The 19,670-nt window shown below is 60.0% G+C and carries 17 protein-coding genes and 3 pseudogenes; 12 read left to right on the top strand and 8 right to left on the bottom strand.

The genetic code is table 11. The features are described 5' to 3' along the window. Positions 1-9: 9 nt before the first annotated feature. Positions 10-330 carry a HesB/IscA family protein gene (locus AC4FWB_RS18140; RefSeq protein ID WP_491027637.1) on the bottom strand — a complete coding sequence of 107 codons (321 nt, stop codon included), beginning with the start codon at positions 328-330 and terminating at the stop codon, positions 10-12. A gap of 539 nt (positions 331-869) precedes the next feature. Here AC4FWB_RS18140 and AC4FWB_RS18135 point away from each other — a divergent pair. The 8 genes from AC4FWB_RS18135 (at position 870) to AC4FWB_RS18100 (ending at position 8,649) form a co-directional block, all read left to right on the top strand. Continuing rightward, positions 870-1,931 (top strand): hemin-degrading factor, encoded by a 1,062-nt coding sequence (locus AC4FWB_RS18135; protein WP_491027636.1) that lies wholly within the window; start codon positions 870-872, stop codon positions 1,929-1,931. A gap of 149 nt (positions 1,932-2,080) precedes the next feature. Further along, positions 2,081-3,298: a cytochrome P450 gene (locus AC4FWB_RS18130; RefSeq protein WP_491027635.1), complete on the top strand. Its 1,218-nt coding sequence runs from the start codon at positions 2,081-2,083 to the stop codon at positions 3,296-3,298. A 45-nt stretch (positions 3,299-3,343) separates the two neighbouring features. After that, positions 3,344-3,553 carry a ferredoxin gene (locus tag AC4FWB_RS18125; protein WP_491027634.1) on the top strand — a complete coding sequence of 70 codons (210 nt, stop codon included), beginning with the start codon at positions 3,344-3,346 and terminating at the stop codon, positions 3,551-3,553. A 216-nt stretch (positions 3,554-3,769) separates the two neighbouring features. Beyond that, positions 3,770-4,408, top strand: a complete 639-nt coding sequence (locus AC4FWB_RS18120; protein WP_491027633.1) for a nuclear transport factor 2 family protein — start codon at positions 3,770-3,772, stop codon at positions 4,406-4,408. Between the two features lie 325 nt (positions 4,409-4,733). Beyond that, positions 4,734-6,335, top strand: coding sequence for an SDR family oxidoreductase (locus tag AC4FWB_RS18115; protein WP_491027632.1), 1,602 nt, complete (start codon positions 4,734-4,736; stop codon positions 6,333-6,335). A 319-nt stretch (positions 6,336-6,654) separates the two neighbouring features. Continuing rightward, complete coding sequence (locus tag AC4FWB_RS18110; protein WP_491027631.1) at positions 6,655-7,707, top strand: LLM class flavin-dependent oxidoreductase; 1,053 nt, start codon at positions 6,655-6,657, stop codon at positions 7,705-7,707. Between the two features lie 27 nt (positions 7,708-7,734). Beyond that, the gene (locus tag AC4FWB_RS18105; protein ID WP_491027630.1) at positions 7,735-8,373 is read left to right on the top strand and encodes a nitrogen fixation protein NifQ; all 639 of its coding nucleotides are present in this window, start codon (positions 7,735-7,737) and stop codon (positions 8,371-8,373) included. Between the two features lie 51 nt (positions 8,374-8,424). Continuing rightward, positions 8,425-8,649, top strand: coding sequence for a hypothetical protein (locus AC4FWB_RS18100; protein WP_491027629.1), 225 nt, complete (start codon positions 8,425-8,427; stop codon positions 8,647-8,649). Positions 8,650-9,500: 851 nt separating this feature from the next. Here AC4FWB_RS18100 and rpoN read toward each other — a convergent pair. Beyond that, a complete protein-coding gene (gene rpoN, locus AC4FWB_RS18095) occupies positions 9,501-10,988 on the bottom strand; it encodes an RNA polymerase factor sigma-54 (RefSeq protein WP_491027628.1) in 1,488 nt (495 codons plus the stop codon). A 68-nt stretch (positions 10,989-11,056) separates the two neighbouring features. Continuing rightward, positions 11,057-11,590 carry a peroxiredoxin gene (locus AC4FWB_RS18090; RefSeq protein ID WP_491027627.1) on the bottom strand — a complete coding sequence of 178 codons (534 nt, stop codon included), beginning with the start codon at positions 11,588-11,590 and terminating at the stop codon, positions 11,057-11,059. A 143-nt stretch (positions 11,591-11,733) separates the two neighbouring features. Between AC4FWB_RS18090 and AC4FWB_RS18085 the strand changes: the two genes are divergently transcribed. Beyond that, positions 11,734-11,904, top strand: coding sequence for a hypothetical protein (locus tag AC4FWB_RS18085; RefSeq protein WP_491027754.1), 171 nt, complete (start codon positions 11,734-11,736; stop codon positions 11,902-11,904). 3 nt (positions 11,905-11,907) lie between these two features. Here AC4FWB_RS18085 and AC4FWB_RS18080 read toward each other — a convergent pair. The 5 genes and pseudogenes from AC4FWB_RS18080 to AC4FWB_RS18060 all read right to left on the bottom strand — a co-directional run. Beyond that, positions 11,908-12,090 (bottom strand): annotated as a pseudogene (locus AC4FWB_RS18080) (transcriptional repressor); the annotation flags it as partial. Positions 12,091-12,507: 417 nt separating this feature from the next. Then, positions 12,508-12,810: pseudogene (locus AC4FWB_RS18075) on the bottom strand (hypothetical protein); the annotation flags it as partial. Between the two features lie 205 nt (positions 12,811-13,015). Next, a complete protein-coding gene (locus tag AC4FWB_RS18070; protein ID WP_491027626.1) occupies positions 13,016-13,930 on the bottom strand; it encodes a nucleotidyl transferase AbiEii/AbiGii toxin family protein in 915 nt (304 codons plus the stop codon). Then, positions 13,923-14,765 (bottom strand): type IV toxin-antitoxin system AbiEi family antitoxin domain-containing protein, encoded by an 843-nt coding sequence (locus tag AC4FWB_RS18065; RefSeq protein WP_491027747.1) that lies wholly within the window; start codon positions 14,763-14,765, stop codon positions 13,923-13,925. The genes AC4FWB_RS18070 and AC4FWB_RS18065 overlap by 8 nt, the downstream gene beginning before the upstream one ends. A gap of 442 nt (positions 14,766-15,207) precedes the next feature. Beyond that, a pseudogene (locus AC4FWB_RS18060) lies at positions 15,208-16,365 on the bottom strand (type II toxin-antitoxin system HipA family toxin); the annotation flags it as partial. An 84-nt stretch (positions 16,366-16,449) separates the two neighbouring features. On the opposite strand from AC4FWB_RS18060, the gene AC4FWB_RS18055 reads away from it, so the two are divergent. From AC4FWB_RS18055 to nifD, 3 genes are all read left to right on the top strand, one after another. Continuing rightward, positions 16,450-16,800: a hypothetical protein gene (locus tag AC4FWB_RS18055; protein ID WP_491027625.1), complete on the top strand. Its 351-nt coding sequence runs from the start codon at positions 16,450-16,452 to the stop codon at positions 16,798-16,800. 282 nt (positions 16,801-17,082) lie between these two features. Further along, positions 17,083-17,976: a nitrogenase iron protein gene (gene nifH, locus AC4FWB_RS18050; RefSeq protein ID WP_491027624.1), complete on the top strand. Its 894-nt coding sequence runs from the start codon at positions 17,083-17,085 to the stop codon at positions 17,974-17,976. A 98-nt stretch (positions 17,977-18,074) separates the two neighbouring features. Beyond that, positions 18,075-19,577 carry a nitrogenase molybdenum-iron protein alpha chain gene (gene nifD, locus AC4FWB_RS18045; protein ID WP_491027623.1) on the top strand — a complete coding sequence of 501 codons (1,503 nt, stop codon included), beginning with the start codon at positions 18,075-18,077 and terminating at the stop codon, positions 19,575-19,577. Positions 19,578-19,670: the final 93 nt, after the last annotated feature.

The raw sequence follows: 19,670 nt of genomic DNA, 5'->3' as shown, positions 1-19,670 counted from the left end.
GGTCCTCAGTTAACTGAAGGACTTGCCGCAGGCGCACTTCTCCCGCGCGTTGGGGTTGTCGAAGACAAAGCCGGACGAGTCGAGCCCGGTGACGAAATCGACGGTCATGCCGGCTACATGGGGCTGCGAGTCTGCGTCCACAAACAGCTTGACCCCGTCTGTCTCGGTGATGACATCGCCCTGGCGCGAGACGCTCTCCAGGCCCATTATGTATTTGAAGCCGGCGCAGCCGCCGGTCTGGACCATAATGCGAAAGCCTTCCGCCGGCTCGCTGGCGCGTGAAAGAGCGGTCTTGACGGCGGCAACAGCGTTGTCGGTGAGCGTAATCATGGCGAGATTTCTCCTCAATCCGTGAACGTCTTTGCGGATCACGTTGCAGGGACCGTGCCAAAGGGAAAAACTGCTTCAATACGGCGCGATTCCTCTAGAAACGCTATCAATCTTGTTGGGCATTGCTGGAAAGACGTCGGGCATCCGACAAGCACTGTCGGGTTTGTCGAGTACCTCACACAAAGTGTCCGGCCTCGGTCCCACTGAACTCTCACGTAAATCATTGATGAGTGTGCAGAAGATTTTTTCTGCGCTTCTTCAGGCGAATTGGCATGACTTTTGAAACGCATGTCGGCGATGCGGCAAAAACCGCCGAGGCGACAATCATGCCGCGATCACCCTCGCGATCGATCGAATGAAGCAAGGAAAGCAACATGTCAGGTCTGGGTCAGAACCGCTCTGCGCCGGTGGAATCGGCTCTCCGCCGCTCACACGACACGCCCGGCTTCGATGGCGATCACGCACTGTCGCCAGCAACGCCCTGTTCCTGGACGAGCACGAGGCTGACCACCCGGCAGGGCAGAAAGCAGGGCTAACACATGGACCAGCGCGAGAAACCGACGCCGCACGAAATCCGGCGGGCGCAGCAAGACAATCCGAAGATCCGTGAGCATGATCTCGCCGCCCGACTGGGCATTTCTGAGGCCGAACTTGTCGCCGCGCATTGCGGCCTCGCCGCGGTTCGTGTCGAGCCGCGCGTCAATGATCTGCTGGCCGGCCTCGGAACGGTCGGCGAGGTGATTGCGCTGACCCGCAATGAAAGTGCAGTGCACAAAAAGATCGGCGTATACGACAAGGTAGTCACCGGCAACAAGCATGCTCTGGTACTTGGCGACGACATCGACTTGCGTATCTTCCCGAAAGTTTGGGCGTATGGCTTTGCCGTCGAGAAGCGCAATGGCAACGACATCAGCCGCAGCCTGCAATTCTTTGATGCCGCCGGCAAGGCGATACACAAGGTGCAACTCGGGCCCGCCTCAAACCTCGATGCTTATCAGAAGCTGGTGGCTAAGCTGGAATCCTCGAACCAGGAGCCGATGATAGCTGTCAAGGCGAGCGGGGTCGACGATGACGTAGAGGTTCCCGATCAAGCCGCCACGGTGGGCGATCTACGCGAGTGCTGGAGCCAACTGACCGACGTGCATCAGTTCTTCGGCATGCTGAAGACACTGAAGCTCAGCCGCTGCCAGGCGATTCGTATGGTCGGCGAGGATTACGCCTGGGCGCTCGATAAGGATGCCATTGGCGCCATGTTTCAACAGGCGGCCGAAGACGAAATGCCGATTATGTGCTTTGTCGGCAACCGTGGCTGCATCCAAATCCATGCCGGTCCGATCAAGCCGGTCAAAACAATCTGGCCGTGGATCAATGTGCTCGACGAGACCTTCCACTTGCATCTCGCGACTCATCACATCCGCGAGGTCTGGGCCGTTCGCAAGCCGACCAAGTACGGTCACGTCACCTCGCTCGAAGCCTACGGCGCCGACGGCAAGATGATCATCCAGTTCTTTGGCAAGCGCCAAGAAGGCCAGGGCGAGCGCGAGGACTGGCGGTTCCTGGCCGAAACCCTGCCACGCATTGCTGGTCCGACCGCCGCATGAGTGCGGCCGATCCCTTGCGCGCAGGTCGGCTGCATCGCCCAACGCAATCACAATGAGCGTGAGGCGGGACTTACCGGGCACGGGCAATCGACTTTATGACCGGCCGTGCAATCTCGATCGAGCGATGCCTGACATTCAGGAGAAGCCAAATGGCGACAAATCCAGTTCCAGATCATGTCCCGCCCGAAATGGTGAGGGACTTCAGCCTGTTTACTTCGCCCGGCATGTCACCTACTCCCAACGGGGATCCGCACGCAGCAGTCGCTTGCGTCCATGCCGGGCCGCCGATCTTTTATTCGCCCCTCAACACGCGCGACGGCCGGGGTACCTGGGTGATCACCCGCGCTAGCGACCAGCGTAGGGTGCTGCAGGACACCGAAACCTTTTCCAGCCATCGCAACATCTTTGCCTCCGCGCTGGGCGAAAGCTGGCCGATGATCCCGCTTGAACTCGATCCTCCGGCCCATGGCGTCTTTCGCTCACTGCTCAATCCGCTGCTTTCGCCAAAGCGGGTGTCGGCATTGGAGCCGGCCGTCCGCGAGCGGGCAATTAGGCTCATCGACGGGATCGCCGCATCGGGCACAAGTTGCGACGTCATGAAGGATTTCGCATTTCCGTTCACGGTCAGCATCTTCCTTCATCTCCTGGGTCTGCCGGATGACCGGATCGATACATTTGTCGGATGGGCGAGGGATCTGCTCCACGGCGACGATGTGAAACGGCCGGCCGCAGCCCGGACGATCGTTTCGTTCATTGATGAACTTGCAGCCGCCCGCCGCGAGGACCTGGTTGACGATTTCATGACCTTCATCGTGCAGGCACAGGTCGAGGGGCGCCGCCTGACGAAACAGGAAGTGCGCGGCGTCGGCGTGCTTGTTTTCGTTGCCGGGCTCGACACTGTTGCAGCAGCCATTGGCTTTGACCTGGCCTATCTCGCACGCAACCTCAAGGATCAGGAACTGCTTCGCAGCGAACCGGAGCGGATCGTGCTCGCAGCCGAAGAATTGCTGCGCGCCTATCCGACCGTTCAGTTGATCCGCGTGGCAACGAAAGATATCGACTTCGAAGGCGCGCCGATCCGCAAGGGAGACTATGTTTCCTGCGCCACGATGATCGCCAATCGCGATCCAGCGGAATTCGAATGCCCCAACACGGTCGATCTTGCGCGAGAGGACAACCGCCATGCCACGTTTGGCTATGGTCCCCACCGTTGCCTCGGCTCACACCTTGCCCGGCGCGAGATCGTCATTGGCCTTGAGGAATGGCTGGCGCGCATCCCGGCCTTCAGGATCAAGGAGGGGACGGCGCCCATCACCTCTGGCGGCCATGTGTTCGGGATCGAAAACCTGATCCTGGACTGGTCCTGACCAAGACTCGCGCCAAGCCGAGGCAAAGACAATGGAGGCAGCGCCATGCGCATCATCGTCCAAAATGCCAAATGCCAGGGTCACGCCAGATGCGCGGCGCACGCGCCACACATCTTCAAGCTCGATGACGCGGGTTACATCCTGCCCGGTAACATCGAAGTTGCGGAAGGGGAGGAGCTGACCGCATCGCGAGGCGCGCGATCCTGCCCCGAACGTGCACTTGAAATTGACCGCGAGCCCTGCAGCGCGGTTTGAATCGGATGTGTTTCCACCGAGAGTCTGGCGGGCATGCAAGGGATCGACAGTGTGGGCCCCACATGGAACGGACGGCACGCACCTTCTGTCCCATCACCGTCCCCGTTCAACTGCGCAGCGAGCATCTGCGGCACCAAGGTGCTCCCCCATGATGGCCAACCGCCAGCGCGGCGGTTCGCGAAATACCTCTTCCAACCACAGAATAAAACAGAGCCGATGGACCAGACGAAAATTGCCCAACTAATCGACCGTGAGGCGATCCGCGACTGCCTCTATCGGTACTGCCGCGGGATCGACCGAGCCGATGAGGCGGCGCTACGCAGCGCATACTGGCCCGATGCGCATGACAATCATGGAGCATATTGCGGCCCTGCGGAGGGCTTCATCCAGTTTGCACTCGGCGTCTTCAAGACCGGACCCCGTAACATACACCAGATCACCAACATCCTGATCGAATTCATCAGCTCGGCAGAGGCTGCGGTCGAGAGCTATTTCACTGCGCTGCAACGCGCACCAGACAAAGACCGAGACCTACGCCAGACGCTCCTGTGCGGCCGTTACTGCGATCTGTTTCACAAGAGGGAAGGGGAGTGGCGGATTGCCGAACGGACGGTCGTCTACGATTGGCTCGAGGAGCAGATTCCACCAGCGATCGTTGAGGCAGAACAGTTCGGCCCGAGACGGCCGATTGGAGCATCGCATCCGGACGATCCGGTCTACAGGCTCGGAAAGCGCATTCCTTCTCGCCATGACTCTTCGCCGGTTTCGAACGACAGAGCCGCATCTGCCGTGGAGAACAAAGGCTATGACAACTTTGCAATGCCAAAGCGATCCCGGCGAAAGACTGCCCGGTGAAGGTGCGCCAAATTGGATTGCCTTTCTGCTCGCGACGGCGTGAGCGATCGGGCTCTGTCCCACGAGCCCGCCGACGACACTGGTCGTGCCCAAATGTGCGGGACCTTGGCAGCGCCGATCATCGAGGCAAACTCCTGTCCTTGGCCGGTTTATCAGCAACCTCGGCTAGCAGTTTGGAAGTTGGACCGCTGCCGGATCGCTGCGTCGTCTTTCCGGGTCTGCAACTGGCCATCGCCAGGACCCGACGCTGTAGCGCAATGTATCATTTTGCCGCTCAAAAAATTGAAGGGCTGAAATCGCTGAAGGGAGCGCGGGAGAAGTTTTTATGATGCAGACAGGACGCATCGTCATCATTACGGGCGCTGCGGGTGGGATCGGCCGTGCCCTGGTCGAAATTCTTGCCAGGGATGGAGACACTGTCGTTGCGGTAGACCTCCCTGGCAGTGGCGTCGTTGAACTGGCCCGTGGTCTCGGCCACCCGCATCTCGGCCTCGAGTGCGACGTCTCGCGGGAGGAGGATGTCCTCGCGCTTTACGGTCGCCTCGAAGCACAGTTCGCCCAGATCAGCGTCCTCATCAACAACGCCGCGATGGGACCCACCATGGCTGCGAGCGTCGACACGGGTGTCGACGCCTTCCGCCTCGCCCTGGCAGTAAATTTGATTGGACCGTTCGTCATGGCCCGCGAAGCGGCGAGGCGCATGAGGCCAGGCGGTGCCATCGTCAACGTCGCTTCGATGGCGGGCATCGTCGGCAATCCCAAGCGCAACGCCTACGCGGCCTCGAAAGCGGGCCTGATCTCGTTGACGAAGTCGCTTGCATGCGAGTGGGCTTCTCGCGGCATTCGCGTGACAGCGCTAGCGCCCGGCTACGTGCGCACGCCGATGGTGGCAGAACTGGAACGCGCCGGCAAAGTGGACCTAGCGGCGGTGCGCCGCCGCGTGCCGCTGGGGCGCTTGGCGCGCCCGGACGAGATCGCCCTCGCCGTGCGTTTTCTGACCAGCTCGCAGGCGCGCTATATCACCGGTTCAGTGCTGGCGGTCGATGGAGGCTGGATGTCATTCAACCAGCCGGGGGATGCGCACCCGCCGGTGGATGAGACGCCCCAAGCCGAACTCTGCTGTCCGGCCGAATGCACCGACGCGCGAATCGTGCTCGTCACCGGCGGCGCGAACGGCATAGGCGCGGCCGTCGCTCGCCGCTTTGCTGCAAACGGCGATACAGTTGTGATTGCTGACAGAGATGGCGCTGCAGCGGCAGAGCTCGCTGCGTGGCTCCGCGGCAAGAACCCGGCCAAATGCGTGGATGTGGCCGTCGAGAGCGAGGTGGTAGCGCTATTCGAGGAGCTGCGGGCGCGCTTCGGGCGCATCGATGTGCTCGTCAACGGTGCTGCTGTCGTCGACACTATGTTGTTGGGAATCGAACAAATACCGGAACACATCGAACACGTCCTGGATGTCAATCTTACCGGCGCCTTCACTTGCGCGCGCGAGGCGGTTAAGGCGATGCGCGCTGGCGGCGTGATCCTCAACATCGGATCGATCAACAGCTTTCTGCCGTTCGCGCCGCGCCATGCCTACGGTGCCTCCCAGGCGGGGCTGGACATTCTGACCCGATGCTTGGCGGCCGAACTCGGGCCGGTCGGCATTCGGATGGCCACCGTCGCTCCTGGCTACATTTGTATGCCTGGCGTTCCTCAGTTGGCGAAGGTCGGCCGCATCGACATGACCACGATCGCACGACGCATCCCGATGGGCAGGATGGGACAGCCCGAAGACGTCGCTGACGCAGCGTTCTTCCTGGCTTCGTCTGCCGCCTCATACGTCAACGGCTCCATTCTGTACGTGGACGGCGGCTGGACCTCTTTCGGTGATGCGGGAAACGCCAGCGAACCGGATAACGAGTATTTTGCGGAGACCGCGTGTTAACTGTCGATTTTTCGCCAGGCGACCGGCTGCGGACTCATCGAAGACGAGGACGCCCAAGGCTTCGGGGTCCGGCTACGCGCCGCGCCTGCACTGCTGCGACCGAAGATGTCATCTTCGGCGTTGACGAAAAAACGTCCGTCCCCCATCGCGGTCGAAATAGTTCCAACCGCTCCATGCGCCTGCAACCGCCGAATGGCGAGCGGTTTGCGGCAAGACCATGCCGGCGCCAAGGGCTGGATCGACACCGCGGCCAACGCCTTGTGCGCGTACCCAGCGCATCCCCCGATCGGCAGATTCCCTCTGTAAGCAAGGAAACACTATGGAATTCGCGACCTTCATCCTGGCCGCCCAGCGCGGCTATCATCAGTCGTGCGAGAGCGTTATCCGCAACTCTATCGAACAGGCCATCGTTTCGGAGCAAGCCGGCTTCGATACCGCGTGGTTCGCGGAGCACCACTTCAACAATTATAGCCTCATTCCCTCGCCCTTGATGATGGTGGCGCATTGCGCCGGCGTGACGAGCACCATTCGCCTCGGCACTGCTGTGTGCGTGCTGCCGCTCTATCAACCGCAGCGCCTGCTTTCCGAGATCGGCTTCGCCGACATCGTTGCGAACGGCCGTCTCGAGCTCGGCGTCGGCTCGGGATACCAGCAATTCGAGTTCGAGCGCTTCGGCGTCAATATCGATGAGGCGCCGACGGTCTTTTCGGAATACTTGGACATCCTTCTGAAGGGCCTCAACCAAAACATCTTCGAGCACGACGGCCGGTATGAGAACATACCCCCCACCGCGATTTCGGTTCGCACCGTCCAGAAGCCGACCCCGCCGATCTGGATCGCCGGCGGGACCGCGCGCATGGCCCGAGCCTATCGTGAGGGACACAACTTTTTTGTCACGGCATTTCACAATGGCTTGGAGACTTTGAGCACTCTGCGCGACGCAATCGAGAAGGTGGCGGCTGACGAAGACAAGAATGTCACGGACGCCAAGATATCTCTGTTGCGTTGCTGCTATGCCAGCGACGACGAGGCAGAGATCAACAGTTATCTCGACAATGCCCGCTTCCAGCGCCGGCTGTCTGAAGCACTGCATCAGCGGCGCCAGCAGAGCCTGGACGGCTATCTGCTGAAGGAGACTCCGACGCAGCAGGATCTTTCATTCGAGACGATGCGCCGAAACCTGCCGGTCGGCAGCGTGAATCGAGTGATCGATCGCCTACTGGAAGAGATCGATATCTTAAAACCGGACCAGATCGCAATTCAGACCCAGTTGGGGGATTTCGACCAAAAGACAATGCTACGCCAGATCGAGCTCTGGGGAGACAAGATCATCCCGGCGGTCAACAAGTCGCTCGCTCATCAGAGGGGGTGATGGGACAAAACAAGGAGAATGGCACCCATGTTCGCCCACGACTGCGGCTGCCTCGGTACTGGCCAATCGGCGCGGATGGAGCTCGAGTTTGACCGGCATGTGCTTGCCTGCGTGCTTTCGTGTGCGCTCGAAGAAGTCGGGGCCGGCGAGGCGACGGTGACGGAAGCAACCGGCCTTTCGCACGCCGAGCTGCGCGATCTCCTGACCGGCAGCTTCCCTGCTATCCCTGTCGACGCGTTCTCACTGGAAGAGGGGGGCGAGCCCGAGCCGGACCCGGAGGAAGAACTTCTGCGCGAGCTGCTCCTGGCCCATGCCCTGCCGGGCGATCCGGCAAGCGCCCGGTTCGCCAAGATCATCGCCCGGCGTGCCATGCGCAACGACCATCTCTGGCAGGACCTTGGCCTTTTCGATCGGACTGAGCTCAGCCGCCTGCTTGCCAGGCATTTTCCGACGCTGGCGGCCGGCAACACCCAAAACATGAAATGGAAGAAATACCTTTACCGCAAGCTCTGCGAGGCCGAAGGTTTTTTGCTATGCACCGCGCCGAGTTGCCGGGAATGCAATGATTTCCAAAGCTGCTTCGGCCCGGAAGAAGGCGAAAGTCGCCTCGCCCGTATCAGGAACGGGATCGCGTTGGATCAAGAGGCGCTTTCGTCGGCGTTATGAGGCGGCCGACCTTGATCGCCCCTGGCCATGGGCTGTCACACGGGAGGAGGGATGTTTATCGCCCTGATCGCGATGAACGGGTCGAGTTCGGCTCAGGGTCGAAACCTTCTTTTGTCGGAAGCAGGACAACAAACGGATCCCAAGGACCGCGCCCTCTCACGCAAAAAAACACGCGGCTCTGGCTGGTGTCAGGGCGATGCGGTGTTCGAGCACGGCGAAACGATCCGAGCCATGATTGCTTGTAAAGCGGTCGCTCGGTCGCTACGGCGCTGTTGAGGGCGCGCTCCCTCGCTCCCTACCGTCTCAGCCCTTGTTCGACGCAACGGCGGGCGTGGAGAACATCTGGCGGGGCGCTGCCGCTCCTCGCCCCGACGCATCCCGGTGATTATGGAGGACACAACGAAACGCCACGAGTTCCGAGGTTCCAGTACCGTTCGGGTCAGGCGGGGCGCGCGGAATTGGGTGCGTGGGTAAACTGGGAACGACAACGTGGTTGTCAGAAGACATCAGCCTCCCGCGTCAAATAGGGCCGAGGCCTTCATGGCCGCTTCTCAAAGCGTTTTGGAGTAAGGGAAAAATGGGCGAGCACCCGTATCATCGCCATCGCTTCCGCCCACCATCGCATAGGCGCTGAAAGCAGGCATCGGGGAACACATCTCCAGGATTTTGCGAGTGGTTCCTTTACCATGGCATTCGATCACGGCCGCGTACGATTTTCGAACTGCTCTTGCTCCGACCTTTCTATGCGCAAGAAAAGGCCTCCGCGCAATTATAGTTGCGCATAAAGAGAATAGTTGCGCACAACCCCTTCAATGTTGCGCATAGCTATCTCCGCCACGTCGATCAGCTTGCTTCCGATAGTGCCGCATACCGCGTTCCGGCGATCATGCGGCGGGCGTAGTCGCGGCCGACTGACACAGGCAGCCCGCCTGCGGTGAGATCGCGCCGCGGTCCCGTTGCCGTCACATGAAGAGAAAGTACCATGACTACCGAGTTTCAACCGGTCGTTTGGGGACGCGAAGAACCGGCCATAGCATTCGGGGTGACGGACTCGATCAATTCGACCGCAAGCGGCCCGGAGAAAGGCAAAAGCAGCCTCGCACGGATCAGGAACGGGATCGCTTGGATTAAGAGCCGCGTTCGTCGGCGGTATCAGGCGGCCAATCTTGATCGCCGTTGAGCCGTAGGCGTTTTTCCCGGCGCCGTTGCACGGAGGAGGGGATGTTCATCGCCTCGCGGTATTTTGTGACGGTGCGGCGCGCAACATTGATGCCGGTTTCCTTCAGCCGGGCGGAGATGTCGTCGTCGGAAAGCACGTCACCGGGCGGTTCTTGAGCAATCATCGCTTTGATCCGATGGCGGACAGCTTCGGCGGAGTGCGCGTCGCCGCCTTGGCACGAGGCGATCGCGACAGTGAAAAAATACTTGAGCTCGAACACCCCGCGTGGCGTAAGCATATACTTGTTCGAGGTGACCCGGCTCACCGTCGACTCGTGCACGTTGATTGCCTCAGCGACAGTCCTGAGATTGAGAGGCCGCAGGTGGGCGACTCCGTGTTCCAAGAAGGCATCCTGTTGGCGCACGATTTCAGCCGCAACCTTGAGAATCGTCTTGGCACGCTGATCGAGGCTGCGGATTAACCAGTTCGCGCTCTGCAGGCATTCGTTCAGAAATGCTTGATCTTTCGAATTCCGGACGGTGTGTCGCGAGACTTCAGCATAGTAGGTTTGGTTGATCAAAACCTTGGGCAGCGCGTCCGGATCAAGTTCGATCTGCCATCCACCTCCGGGCGAAGGCGTGACCCAGACGTCGGGTATGATGGATTCCGGCGCTCCGGATTGGAATGCGTTTCCAGGCTTGGGATCGAGCGCACGGATTTCATGCAACATCTCGAGAAGATCGTCCTCATCCACGCAGCAATGCTGCTTCAATGCCTGAAAATCTCGTCGCGCAAGCATCTCAAGGTTGGCAACCAAAGCGGCCATCGCCGGGTCGAACCGGTCTCGCTGGCGCAACTGGATCTCGAGACATTCGCTGAGAGTGCGAGCAAAAATTCCCGGTGGATCAAAGTGCTGCAAGGTTGCGAGAACCCGCTCCACATCCGTCTCCCGGGCGTTTAGGCTGCCGGTCAGTTCCAGAAGGTCCACCCGAAGATAGCCGGTGTCTTCCAGATGAGCGGCAAGCTCGCTGGCAATCAGCCGCTCCTGAGGTGTGAATGCAGTGAGCGCGATCTGACCAGCGACATGGTCGTGCAATGTTTCGGTGGAGGCGGCAAACTCGTCCAGGGCAGGGCGATTATCCGCGGGGATGTTCGTCGTGTTGCGAAGTGATTTCCATTCCCCGGGCCGCTCGGGGGACTGCGCCCTCGTCGGCCTATCAATGTCGTTTTCGCGTGCGCCGGTGTACTGATCGTCTCCTGAGTTCGGTAAAACATCGCCAAGAGCCTCGCCGTCGTTTGAAGCAGGCTCCAAAAGGGGATTCTTCTCGAGTTCCTGCTCCACGAATTGATGCAGCTCGGCACGAGCCAGTTGCAGCAGGCGAATCGACTCAATGAGCTGAGGCGATGCCACCATCGATTGCTTCTGGCGTTGAAGCAGCCTTGCCGAGGACAGCATGTTGAGCGCGAAACTCCTATCGAGGAGGCTCTTGGCCGTGTGTAGTGGGCTGCCAGACGTTCACTCGGTCATGCGGCGGCCTTCAGTGTCTCAAGAACGTTTTGCGGGGATGAGATGTCATAGGGATCGGTCTCGCAGTTGTCGGAGAAACCTTCTTCCTCAAACCACTGTTCCACCGCGCCGTCGTTGATCAGGGCGGCGTAGCGCCAGGAGCGCATTCCGAAGCCGAGATTGTCCTTCGCAACCAGCATGCCCATTTTGCGCGTGAACTCGCCTGAGCCGTCCGGGATAAGCTCGACCTTCTGCAGCCCCAAGGATTTGCCCCACGCATTCATGACGAAGGCGTCGTTGACCGAGACGCAGTAGATTGCGTCAATTCCCTCCTTCTCAAACTCGCCATAGAGCTTTTCGAAATCGGGTAGCTGGTAGGTCGAGCAGGTCGGGGTGAAGGCGCCTGGCAGCGAGAACAAGATGACGCACTTGCCGTCGAAATAGTCATCGGATGTCTTGTCTTCCCAACGGTATGGATTTGGCCCCTCGATGGACTCATCGCGAACACGGGTGCGAAAGGTAACGAAGGGAACCTTCTTCGTGACGGTCATCAAGTTGCTCCTTTTAGAAGAAAACTGAGGCATGGCTTCTCGATTGGGGCCGACGCAGCGTCGGCTCGGGAGGCATGCCGGACATGAGTTGAAGGCCTTTGCGGCTTCCAAATCGCTCTTCCATCCGGTGGTACGGGAAGGGCTTGGCCCATCCGCTTCGTCATCCGAACGGCCGGATCGGTATGAGTGATTTGGGCGGATCGAGCAACCCTTTTACGGCAATCGGCGCTGGAAGGGTTATCGATGACCGGCTGCTTGTCTTCGAGGAGAAAGTATTGGTGATCGACAGTGTCAGCGTCGAAATAGGCGTGTGACGCCGCAATTGTGAGGTCGCGCAAGATCCTCGCTTCACGAAACTGGTTCAGCGTTTTGTAGATGGTTGCCAGTGACGCGCCGACGCTGGCTTGGGTGGCCCTTTGATGGAGCACTTTAGCATTCACATGCTGATGAGGACCGGCAAGCAGCAATTGGGCCAACGCCACGCATTTGGATGTCGGCATCCGATGAGACGTGCGCACAAAAGCTAGCGAGCACGGGCTCCTGGAGGGGACGACCTCCCGACGTTTGTCCGCAATGGGCACCGTCGCCTCAAGCGCTTGTCTGGAGCGTCGCCTTTCAGCCATGGTTCTCTCGTAGTTTGTGTGTGGTTCGATGGTTCTGATGAGTTGGCGCAAATGCCATGCCATCTGACTTGAAAGCACAGATCGCAGCGATTTCGCTTTGAAGGACCACGCCTTCGGGGTAGCCGCGCGGCAAAGCCCGCCGGCTAGGTCGGTGATCTGATCAGGCTAGACTCGCGGGCTGCGAAACGTCAAAGCCCGTCCGCCGCAGCGATTGCGGCATCAACAGTCCCGCATCGATCACCAGTTTCTTTTCCGGCGCTGCTTTGTCGCTGCGGCGGCGGCCCGCGGGCTCGGTCATCGAGAACGTTTAATGCTCGGAGAAATGAAAGCCGTCTCGAACAGGCCGATTCGATCAATCTTCTTGTGTCCGGAGGGGGACAAAAATGTCGGAAGCCCAACCAAAGGGCGAGAGGGCGGACCGCGGGAACGGAGAAGCGGTGCGCCGGACGAGATGAAAACTGGGCACTCATGACCATCCCCATCAACCTTAAGCGCATATTCGTCATGGTCGTCATCGCCGAAACCGAGGCTCCGCAGCAGTCGTGGATGATTGTTCACTATGTCGAATTGATCCGTGAGAGAGCTCAACTCAATCCAATTCGAACTTGTTCGTAATGGCTATGTCCTCGAGATAGACGACCTTGCGGCGCTGTGCGGCGCCGACGTACAAGTGCCGGCTTCCCTATAGGTCCTGTTTGGCAAATTGTGCGACAGTTAAGGTGATCATTAATCGGCTTGAGAAAATCAAAAACCTCACCCCATGGGTGACATGTCCTAAGATCGGGTTGCGCAACCCCCGTGGTTAAGTTCGCAGACTTTCGATCTCGCGGCGTAGTTGGGTATGCTTGTCTGGATTCTGTTCCTTCAGTTTTGCGAGATTCAGCAGCTTCCATCGCACAGCGGGAAGTTGAGCCGCCTGCGGCAAACCAATGGCTTCGAAATCGGGATCGCCATCGTGAAGGCTCAACAAAAAGCGCATAGCGTTGTCATCGAGTTTTTCGAGCAGGTCCGCCGTAAGATGAGCTCTCGCGCCTGTGAGGTCGTCCACATCGACCGACGTCAACGTCATCCCCTCGAATTCCTTGACGAAGGCCTCCTCGATCTTCGCGAGTGAGGGCCTGATCAGTTCGTGAGGCGGTCTACCAGAACTCGCGACATATACCAGGAACGTTCGAAAGAGGGGGTCTGTCAGCCCCTCATTTTCATAGAGCAGCTTCACGTCGAACAGGTCTCGGGGATGTTGGCGGTCGACGGCTGCATGCAATTTGCCACCGAAGAGATCCTCGAATGCGACAACCTGCATCTCGGCGAAGCCGAATGCGTCTTCGACGAGGGTGCCGACGCGTCGCAACTCCGGTTGATGGACGGTGCCGCGGGCGACCGGCGAGGTCTCGATCTTGATCTCGGTGTTGCCCTGCCGAACGAGGACGCGGGTGTCGTTGTTGCCGCCGCCGGCAATCCGCTGCACGACCACTCCGCGAAGACCGCGTTGCAGATCCTCACGAACGGCCTCGAGGGCCCGGTCGATGCTCTTCAGCGTGGTCGCCCGATCTTCAATCGGCAGGTAAACGAGGTCGACATCGACCGACAGTCGGGGCATCTCTCGATAGAAGAGATTGATCGCCGTGCCGCCCTTCAGCGCAAACACCTCCTGGCGCGCGATGAAGGGCAATGTGCGCACCAGAAGTTCCACTTGCCGCCTGTAGGTTTCACGCATCCGACGCCTCTCGGGGCAGGAGGTCAGCCGGCACCGTTATGCGATAAGTCGGATGAAGCCGGCCGCCGGTCAGGAGGCTCCTGTCTCCGCGACCGAGATTCAGCTCGGCTGTATTGACGTGTTTGCGCCAAGGATGCCCATGTTTGTCGGCATAGACGAGGAACAGGCGCTTCACCTTCACACTGCGGCATTGCACGAGCAATTGCGACAAGAGCCGGGGACGCAAGCTCACCAAGGCCTCGAAGGCGGTGTCCATGGTGTGAAAGCTGATGGCGTTCGGAACGTCCGCCGTAGCTTCCAGAACCGCACGCTCGGGCGAGGACATCCTAATTGGCCAAAGCCAGGGGCTAAGGCCCATGCCCTCGTCTGAGCTCTCCGAGAGGCTAAAGGTTGCGTCATCGACACCGAGGGATGGGTCATGAAACAGGTCGTTCCGGCGCCGAACGAAGTGCGCGTCGGTGTCGAGCCCCACCAACCAGTCGGGGATATCCTCGCCGTAGAGATAGATGGCGGGATCATCGCCCAGCCGCAGATAATGGGCATGGCCGCGCAGATCGAGTGCACTCATGCCGCCGACATGGAAACTATACTCCATCAGCCACTGCGCAGACAGGAGGGGGATCTTCCAGCCGGACCGCGCTTCGGAGCTGTGGCCCGCGCTGAAAGGTCGCCTAAAAACACCTTGCGAAACCCGCTCGAGCCACCCGCGCGCAACGTAGGCCGAAGCTGACTGGCGGGAGATGGCATGGCGCTTCATCCAGGCTGAGTCCACCAGAAAGCCCGGAGGCACGGTTTGCAGCAGGAGCTGTAGCTTCGATGTAGATTGTCCATTCATAGTGGACATAATTGCACGGCGGTAAAGTGGCCGCAAGCGGCTACTTCAGCGTTAGCCCGGGATATGTCAATGACAAATAGACATTTTCTAGTGAATTCAAAGGAGGCTCGCATCTGCTGAGCGCCATGGCTGACGATGATAGAGTGGGTTGCGAGCTGTCGGCTGCGGTTCCGGGTCGATGTTCCGGACCTGATTGCATGTCGTCGGATGGCGCTGTCGCATCACCTATCGGATGTCCAAGCGGTTCCCGGAAGATAGGGTGTGCCCGCGCCCGTTGGCGTCGACACCGCGTCCAGGATGGACCACACGCCATACGCGGCCCCTGGTGTCTGCGACACTTCGCGAATCCCGGCGTCCTCGATCTCCGAGACGTCGAGGTCGACGGTCGCGCCCGTGACAGGGCTGGATGTTGGCGGATCGAAACTGTGCAGGAAGCTCCTTGTCATAGCGCCAGCGCGCGCTTGAGATCGTTATGCTCGAAAGAACTGGCCATGCGGTTGATCTCCGCCGATCGAGCGCCGACCGCCTTCGCGGTGTCCCGCCATGTCGCAGTCACCGCCGCGACTTTTTTGATGACAGTGCGCGCTTGCGGCAGCGTGAGTGCGAAGAACTCCGATGCTGCCTCAAGGAGATCGACGGAGCAGGTGCCCTCGTCGAGATCGATGTTCGTCGTGAGCACCCGTGCCTTCAGATCCGTTGGAACTGGATTGAGGTCGTAAGCCGGCGAGAGCGACCATCCCGCCTTTCCCAGCCACAGGAAGCCGTGATTGCGGCAGGTGATCATCGACGTTCGAGATCAGGACGTTGAAGACCACGCGCCGATAGAGGGCATTGGGCGTCGGTCTTTCCCTGGGCGCCGTGTTGCGCGAGGGCGTCGACGATCTCCCGGTAGCTGCCGCGCTCGCCATCCCTGGCGCCCATCATCGCCATCGCCGACAGGAACGGGATGCGGGTCGCGCCATTGCGATCGAAGCGCCGCGAGAGCATCACCGCCTTGCCGGCGACATCGATCAGCTCGTGGTCGGGAGTGGCGATACCGGCCTGACCGGCAAGTTGCAGCGCGATCTCCTCCCAGGTCTCCATGCTGTAGTCGTCCGTTTCCTTCGGGAACTCGGCGATGGATAGGCGACCATATTGGTCAATGACCGACGCCTTCGGACGCGCGCCGCCGAGGGAGGAGCCGGGGGCAAAGATCAGCTGGAGATCTTCGTCCGTTTCCTCGTCGCGGAGAATCCGCTCGGTGATCTGGAGCAGTCGGCCAAGCTCGATCAGGCCAGGAACGCCATCGCGGATCGGCGCCTGAAAAACCTCGTCGCCGACCCAGCGGAAGCGGAGCGCGCCAAGCCTGGTCTCGTCGGCGACACCGAGCAGATAGTCGTATTCCGCGAGGGTGCGAACGGCGCGAGCTTCGCGATCCGCCCAGGCGGCGTTCGGCACGCTGCATCAGGCGGCGACCTCAGGTATCGGGCGCCGAGCCGCTAATGGAACCGAAGGTTGCCAGTCCGACAGGAGGGGCGAAGGCACCCCGGGTGAGAGCAAGGGCCGGCTCGAGAGAGAAGTGGTCCGGGTCCTCAAGCCACGTATCGTCATATTCGAAGAAAAGGACGGCTGTCGATCTGAGCGAATGGGCCATCCATCTCTATCAGGAGCCGATCGATGCCGCGCAGCCACCCGATCCAAAGCCGTGAACGGCGTTGGCGACGTCGAGCAGGTGGTGCGCCGGGACCGGCAAATGATATACGCTCGGCGTCAACGCCAATCATTGGATTGGATCGTGGAGCAAGCCCGGCCGGATGGCGGAACCGCTGGGGATGTTGCCAAGGAATTACCTCTGGCCTGGCTGGTAGCGCTCGTCGGCTGGAGCGGGAAGGACCAACGGCTGCATAATGGTGCTATCTCGATCACCTTCCCCTGGACCAAGGCACGGCGGCGGATCTTTGCAATCGTCTCCCGACACACCCGAGGTACTTTGCTTCCTCCTCGTAAAGGGTTGCGTTGCAAAAAAGACAGGGATCCCGATGCGGTGATCATTTAGTGGCGGGGAGGGCCAGTTCCGGCGATATCAGCAGTGGTCACAAGCAACGGAATCCGACGCGCCCTGTTGCCTTTGTCGGGTCCGCTACACAGGAGCTTGTTTGGCCATCTGCTGTCTTGGATCACGCTAAACAGCTGAAAAGCAAATACGAAATCTTTCTTCGATCCCATCAGCCAAGTTGGCACGAGTCTTGAGACCCTTCGGTGCGAGGCGGCGAGAGCTGCCGATCGGCATTCATGTCGCGGGCAGCCGCGATGAATGGAACGAAGGAAGGAAAGCTACATGTCAGGTCTGCGTCAGATCGCCTTTTACGGCAAGGGCGGCATCGGCAAGTCCACCACCTCCCAGAATACGCTCGCCGCCCTTGTCGACCTGGGGCAGAAGATCCTCATCGTCGGCTGCGACCCCAAAGCCGACTCCACCCGCCTGATCCTGAACTCGAAGGCGCAGGATACCGTCCTGCACCTTGCGGCAAAGGAAGGGTCGGTGGAAGACCTCGAACTCGAGGACGTGCTCAAGATCGGCTACAAGGGCATCAAGTGCGTGGAGTCGGGCGGCCCCGAGCCGGGTGTCGGCTGCGCCGGCCGCGGCGTCATCACCTCGATCAACTTCCTTGAGGAGAACGGCGCCTATGACGATGTCGACTATGTCTCTTACGACGTGCTCGGGGACGTGGTGTGCGGCGGTTTTGCGATGCCGATCCGCGAGAACAAGGCCCAGGAAATCTACATCGTCATGTCCGGCGAGATGATGGCGCTCTATGCGGCCAACAACATCGCCAAGGGCATCCTGAAATACGCCAATTCGGGCGGCGTGCGGCTTGGCGGCCTGATCTGCAACGAGCGCCAAACCGACCGCGAGCTCGACCTCGCCGAAGCGCTGGCCTCCAAGCTCAATTCCAAGCTCGTCCATTTCGTGCCGCGCGACAATATCGTCCAGCATGCCGAACTCAGGAAGATGTCGGTGATCCAGTATGCGCCGGACTCAAAGCAGGCCGGGGAATACCGCGCGCTGGCCGAGAAGATCCATGCCAATTCGGGCCAGGGCACCATCCCGACCCCGATCACCATGGAGGAGCTCGAAGACATGCTGCTCGACTTCGGCATCATGAAGACCGACGAGCAGATGCTTGCCGAGCTTCAGGCCAAGGAAACGGCAAAGGCGGCCGCACTGTAACGAGCGTTGTCGACATGAGGCGCAGCCTTGACCTGGCGCGCCTTTGGAACAACGGCGCCTCGCCGGTGAGGCGTCACGCGAACCTTGAAAGGGGTCCCATGAGCCTGGAATACGAAAATGACGGTGCTCTTCATGCGAAGCTTATCGAGGAGGTGCTGTCGCAATATCCCGACAAGACGGCGAAGCGCCGCAAGAAGCACCTCAGCGTCGCAAAAAGCGGGGACGAGGCCGGCGAGGAAAAGGAGGTCCTTTCCGAATGCGACGTCAAATCGAACATCAAGTCCATTCCCGGCGTGATGACGATTCGCGGCTGCGCCTATGCCGGCTCGAAAGGCGTTGTGTGGGGTCCAGTCAAGGACATGGTCCATATCTCGCACGGCCCGGTCGGTTGCGGGCAATATTCCTGGTCGCAGCGCCGCAACTACTACGTCGGTACGACGGGCGTCGACACGTTCGGGACAATGCAGTTCACCTCCGATTTCCAGGAGAAGGACATTGTTTTCGGCGGCGACAAGAAGCTGGAACAGATCATCGACGAGATTGAGGAACTGTTTCCGCTCAATAATGGCATCACCGTGCAGTCCGAGTGCCCGATCGGCCTCATTGGCGACGACACCGAGGCGGTCTCACGCAAGAAGGCCAAGGAGCTCGAAAAGACGATCGTGCCGGTGCGCTGCGAGGGCTTCCGCGGCGTCTCGCAATCGCTCGGCCACCACATTGCCAACGATGCGATCCGCGACTGGGTCTTCGAGAAGAAGGACGTCGATTTCGAGGGCGGCCCGCACGACGTCAACGTGATCGGCGACTACAACATCGGCGGCGACGCCTGGGCTTCGCGCATCCTGCTCGAGGAAATCGGTCTGCGCGTGGTCGGCAACTGGTCGGGCGACGCAACGCTCGCCGAGATAGAGCGTGCGCCGAAGGCCAAGCTCAATCTGATCCATTGCTACAGGTCGATGAACTACATCTGCCGGCACATGGAGGAAAAGTACGGCATTGCCTGGATGGAGTACAATTTCTTCGGTCCCTCCCAGATCGAAGCCTCGCTGCGCAAGATTGCCAAGCATTTTGGACCCGAAATCGAGGAGAAGACCGAAAAGGTCATCGCCAAATATCGCCCCTTGGTCGACGAGGTTATCGCCAAATACCGGCCGCGGCTGGAAGGCAATACGGTGATGCTCTATGTCGGCGGGCTGCGGCCCCGTCACGTCATCACAGCCTACGAGGACCTCGGCATGGTGATCGTCGGCACCGGTTACGAGTTCGGCCACAACGACGATTATCAACGCACCGCCCACTACGTGAAGAACGGCACGCTGATCTATGACGACGTGACCGGTTACGAGTTGGAGAAGTTCATCGAGGGGGTTCGCCCTAATCTCGTTGGCTCCGGCATCAAGGAAAAATACCCGGTGCAGAAGATGGGCATACCTTTCCGCCAGATGCACTCCTGGGATTATTCGGGACCCTATCACGGCTATGACGGCTTTGCCGTTTTCGCCCGTGACGTGGATCTTGCCATCAACAACCCGGTCTGGGGCCTATTCGAGGCGCCTTGGAAAAGACGTCCGAGCCGTGGGCGGGCGATGGCTGCCGAATAAACGCCTGGCCTTAGCCTGTTCTCCCCAAGGAGACGATAAACCCCGCGGCCCCGCGATCCGCGCAAGACCTGAAACGTTTGATGTCCCTGTCCC

The sequence above is a fragment of the Mesorhizobium sp. LEGMi-168a genome (assembly GCF_058312955.1).
Note: the sequence above shows the minus strand (reverse complement) of the source record. Positions and strands in the feature narration are given on the sequence as shown.

What these genes read in the sequence shown, in the direction of transcription:
- AC4FWB_RS18140 (WP_491027637.1), bottom strand. Translation starts at nt 330, where the DNA reads ATGATTACGCTCACCGACAACGCTGTTGCCGCCGTCAAGACCGCTCTT.
- AC4FWB_RS18135 (WP_491027636.1), top strand. Translation starts at nt 870, where the DNA reads ATGGACCAGCGCGAGAAACCGACGCCGCACGAAATCCGGCGGGCGCAG.
- AC4FWB_RS18130 (WP_491027635.1), top strand. Translation starts at nt 2,081, where the DNA reads ATGGCGACAAATCCAGTTCCAGATCATGTCCCGCCCGAAATGGTGAGG.
- AC4FWB_RS18125 (WP_491027634.1), top strand. Translation starts at nt 3,344, where the DNA reads ATGCGCATCATCGTCCAAAATGCCAAATGCCAGGGTCACGCCAGATGC.
- AC4FWB_RS18120 (WP_491027633.1), top strand. Translation starts at nt 3,770, where the DNA reads ATGGACCAGACGAAAATTGCCCAACTAATCGACCGTGAGGCGATCCGC.
- AC4FWB_RS18115 (WP_491027632.1), top strand. Translation starts at nt 4,734, where the DNA reads ATGATGCAGACAGGACGCATCGTCATCATTACGGGCGCTGCGGGTGGG.
- AC4FWB_RS18110 (WP_491027631.1), top strand. Translation starts at nt 6,655, where the DNA reads ATGGAATTCGCGACCTTCATCCTGGCCGCCCAGCGCGGCTATCATCAG.
- AC4FWB_RS18105 (WP_491027630.1), top strand. Translation starts at nt 7,735, where the DNA reads ATGTTCGCCCACGACTGCGGCTGCCTCGGTACTGGCCAATCGGCGCGG.
- AC4FWB_RS18100 (WP_491027629.1), top strand. Translation starts at nt 8,425, where the DNA reads ATGTTTATCGCCCTGATCGCGATGAACGGGTCGAGTTCGGCTCAGGGT.
- rpoN (WP_491027628.1), bottom strand. Translation starts at nt 10,988, where the DNA reads ATGCTGTCCTCGGCAAGGCTGCTTCAACGCCAGAAGCAATCGATGGTG.
- AC4FWB_RS18090 (WP_491027627.1), bottom strand. Translation starts at nt 11,590, where the DNA reads ATGACCGTCACGAAGAAGGTTCCCTTCGTTACCTTTCGCACCCGTGTT.
- AC4FWB_RS18070 (WP_491027626.1), bottom strand. Translation starts at nt 13,930, where the DNA reads ATGCGTGAAACCTACAGGCGGCAAGTGGAACTTCTGGTGCGCACATTG.
- AC4FWB_RS18065 (WP_491027747.1), bottom strand. Translation starts at nt 14,765, where the DNA reads ATGAATGGACAATCTACATCGAAGCTACAGCTCCTGCTGCAAACCGTG.
- nifH (WP_491027624.1), top strand. Translation starts at nt 17,083, where the DNA reads ATGTCAGGTCTGCGTCAGATCGCCTTTTACGGCAAGGGCGGCATCGGC.
- nifD (WP_491027623.1), top strand. Translation starts at nt 18,075, where the DNA reads ATGAGCCTGGAATACGAAAATGACGGTGCTCTTCATGCGAAGCTTATC.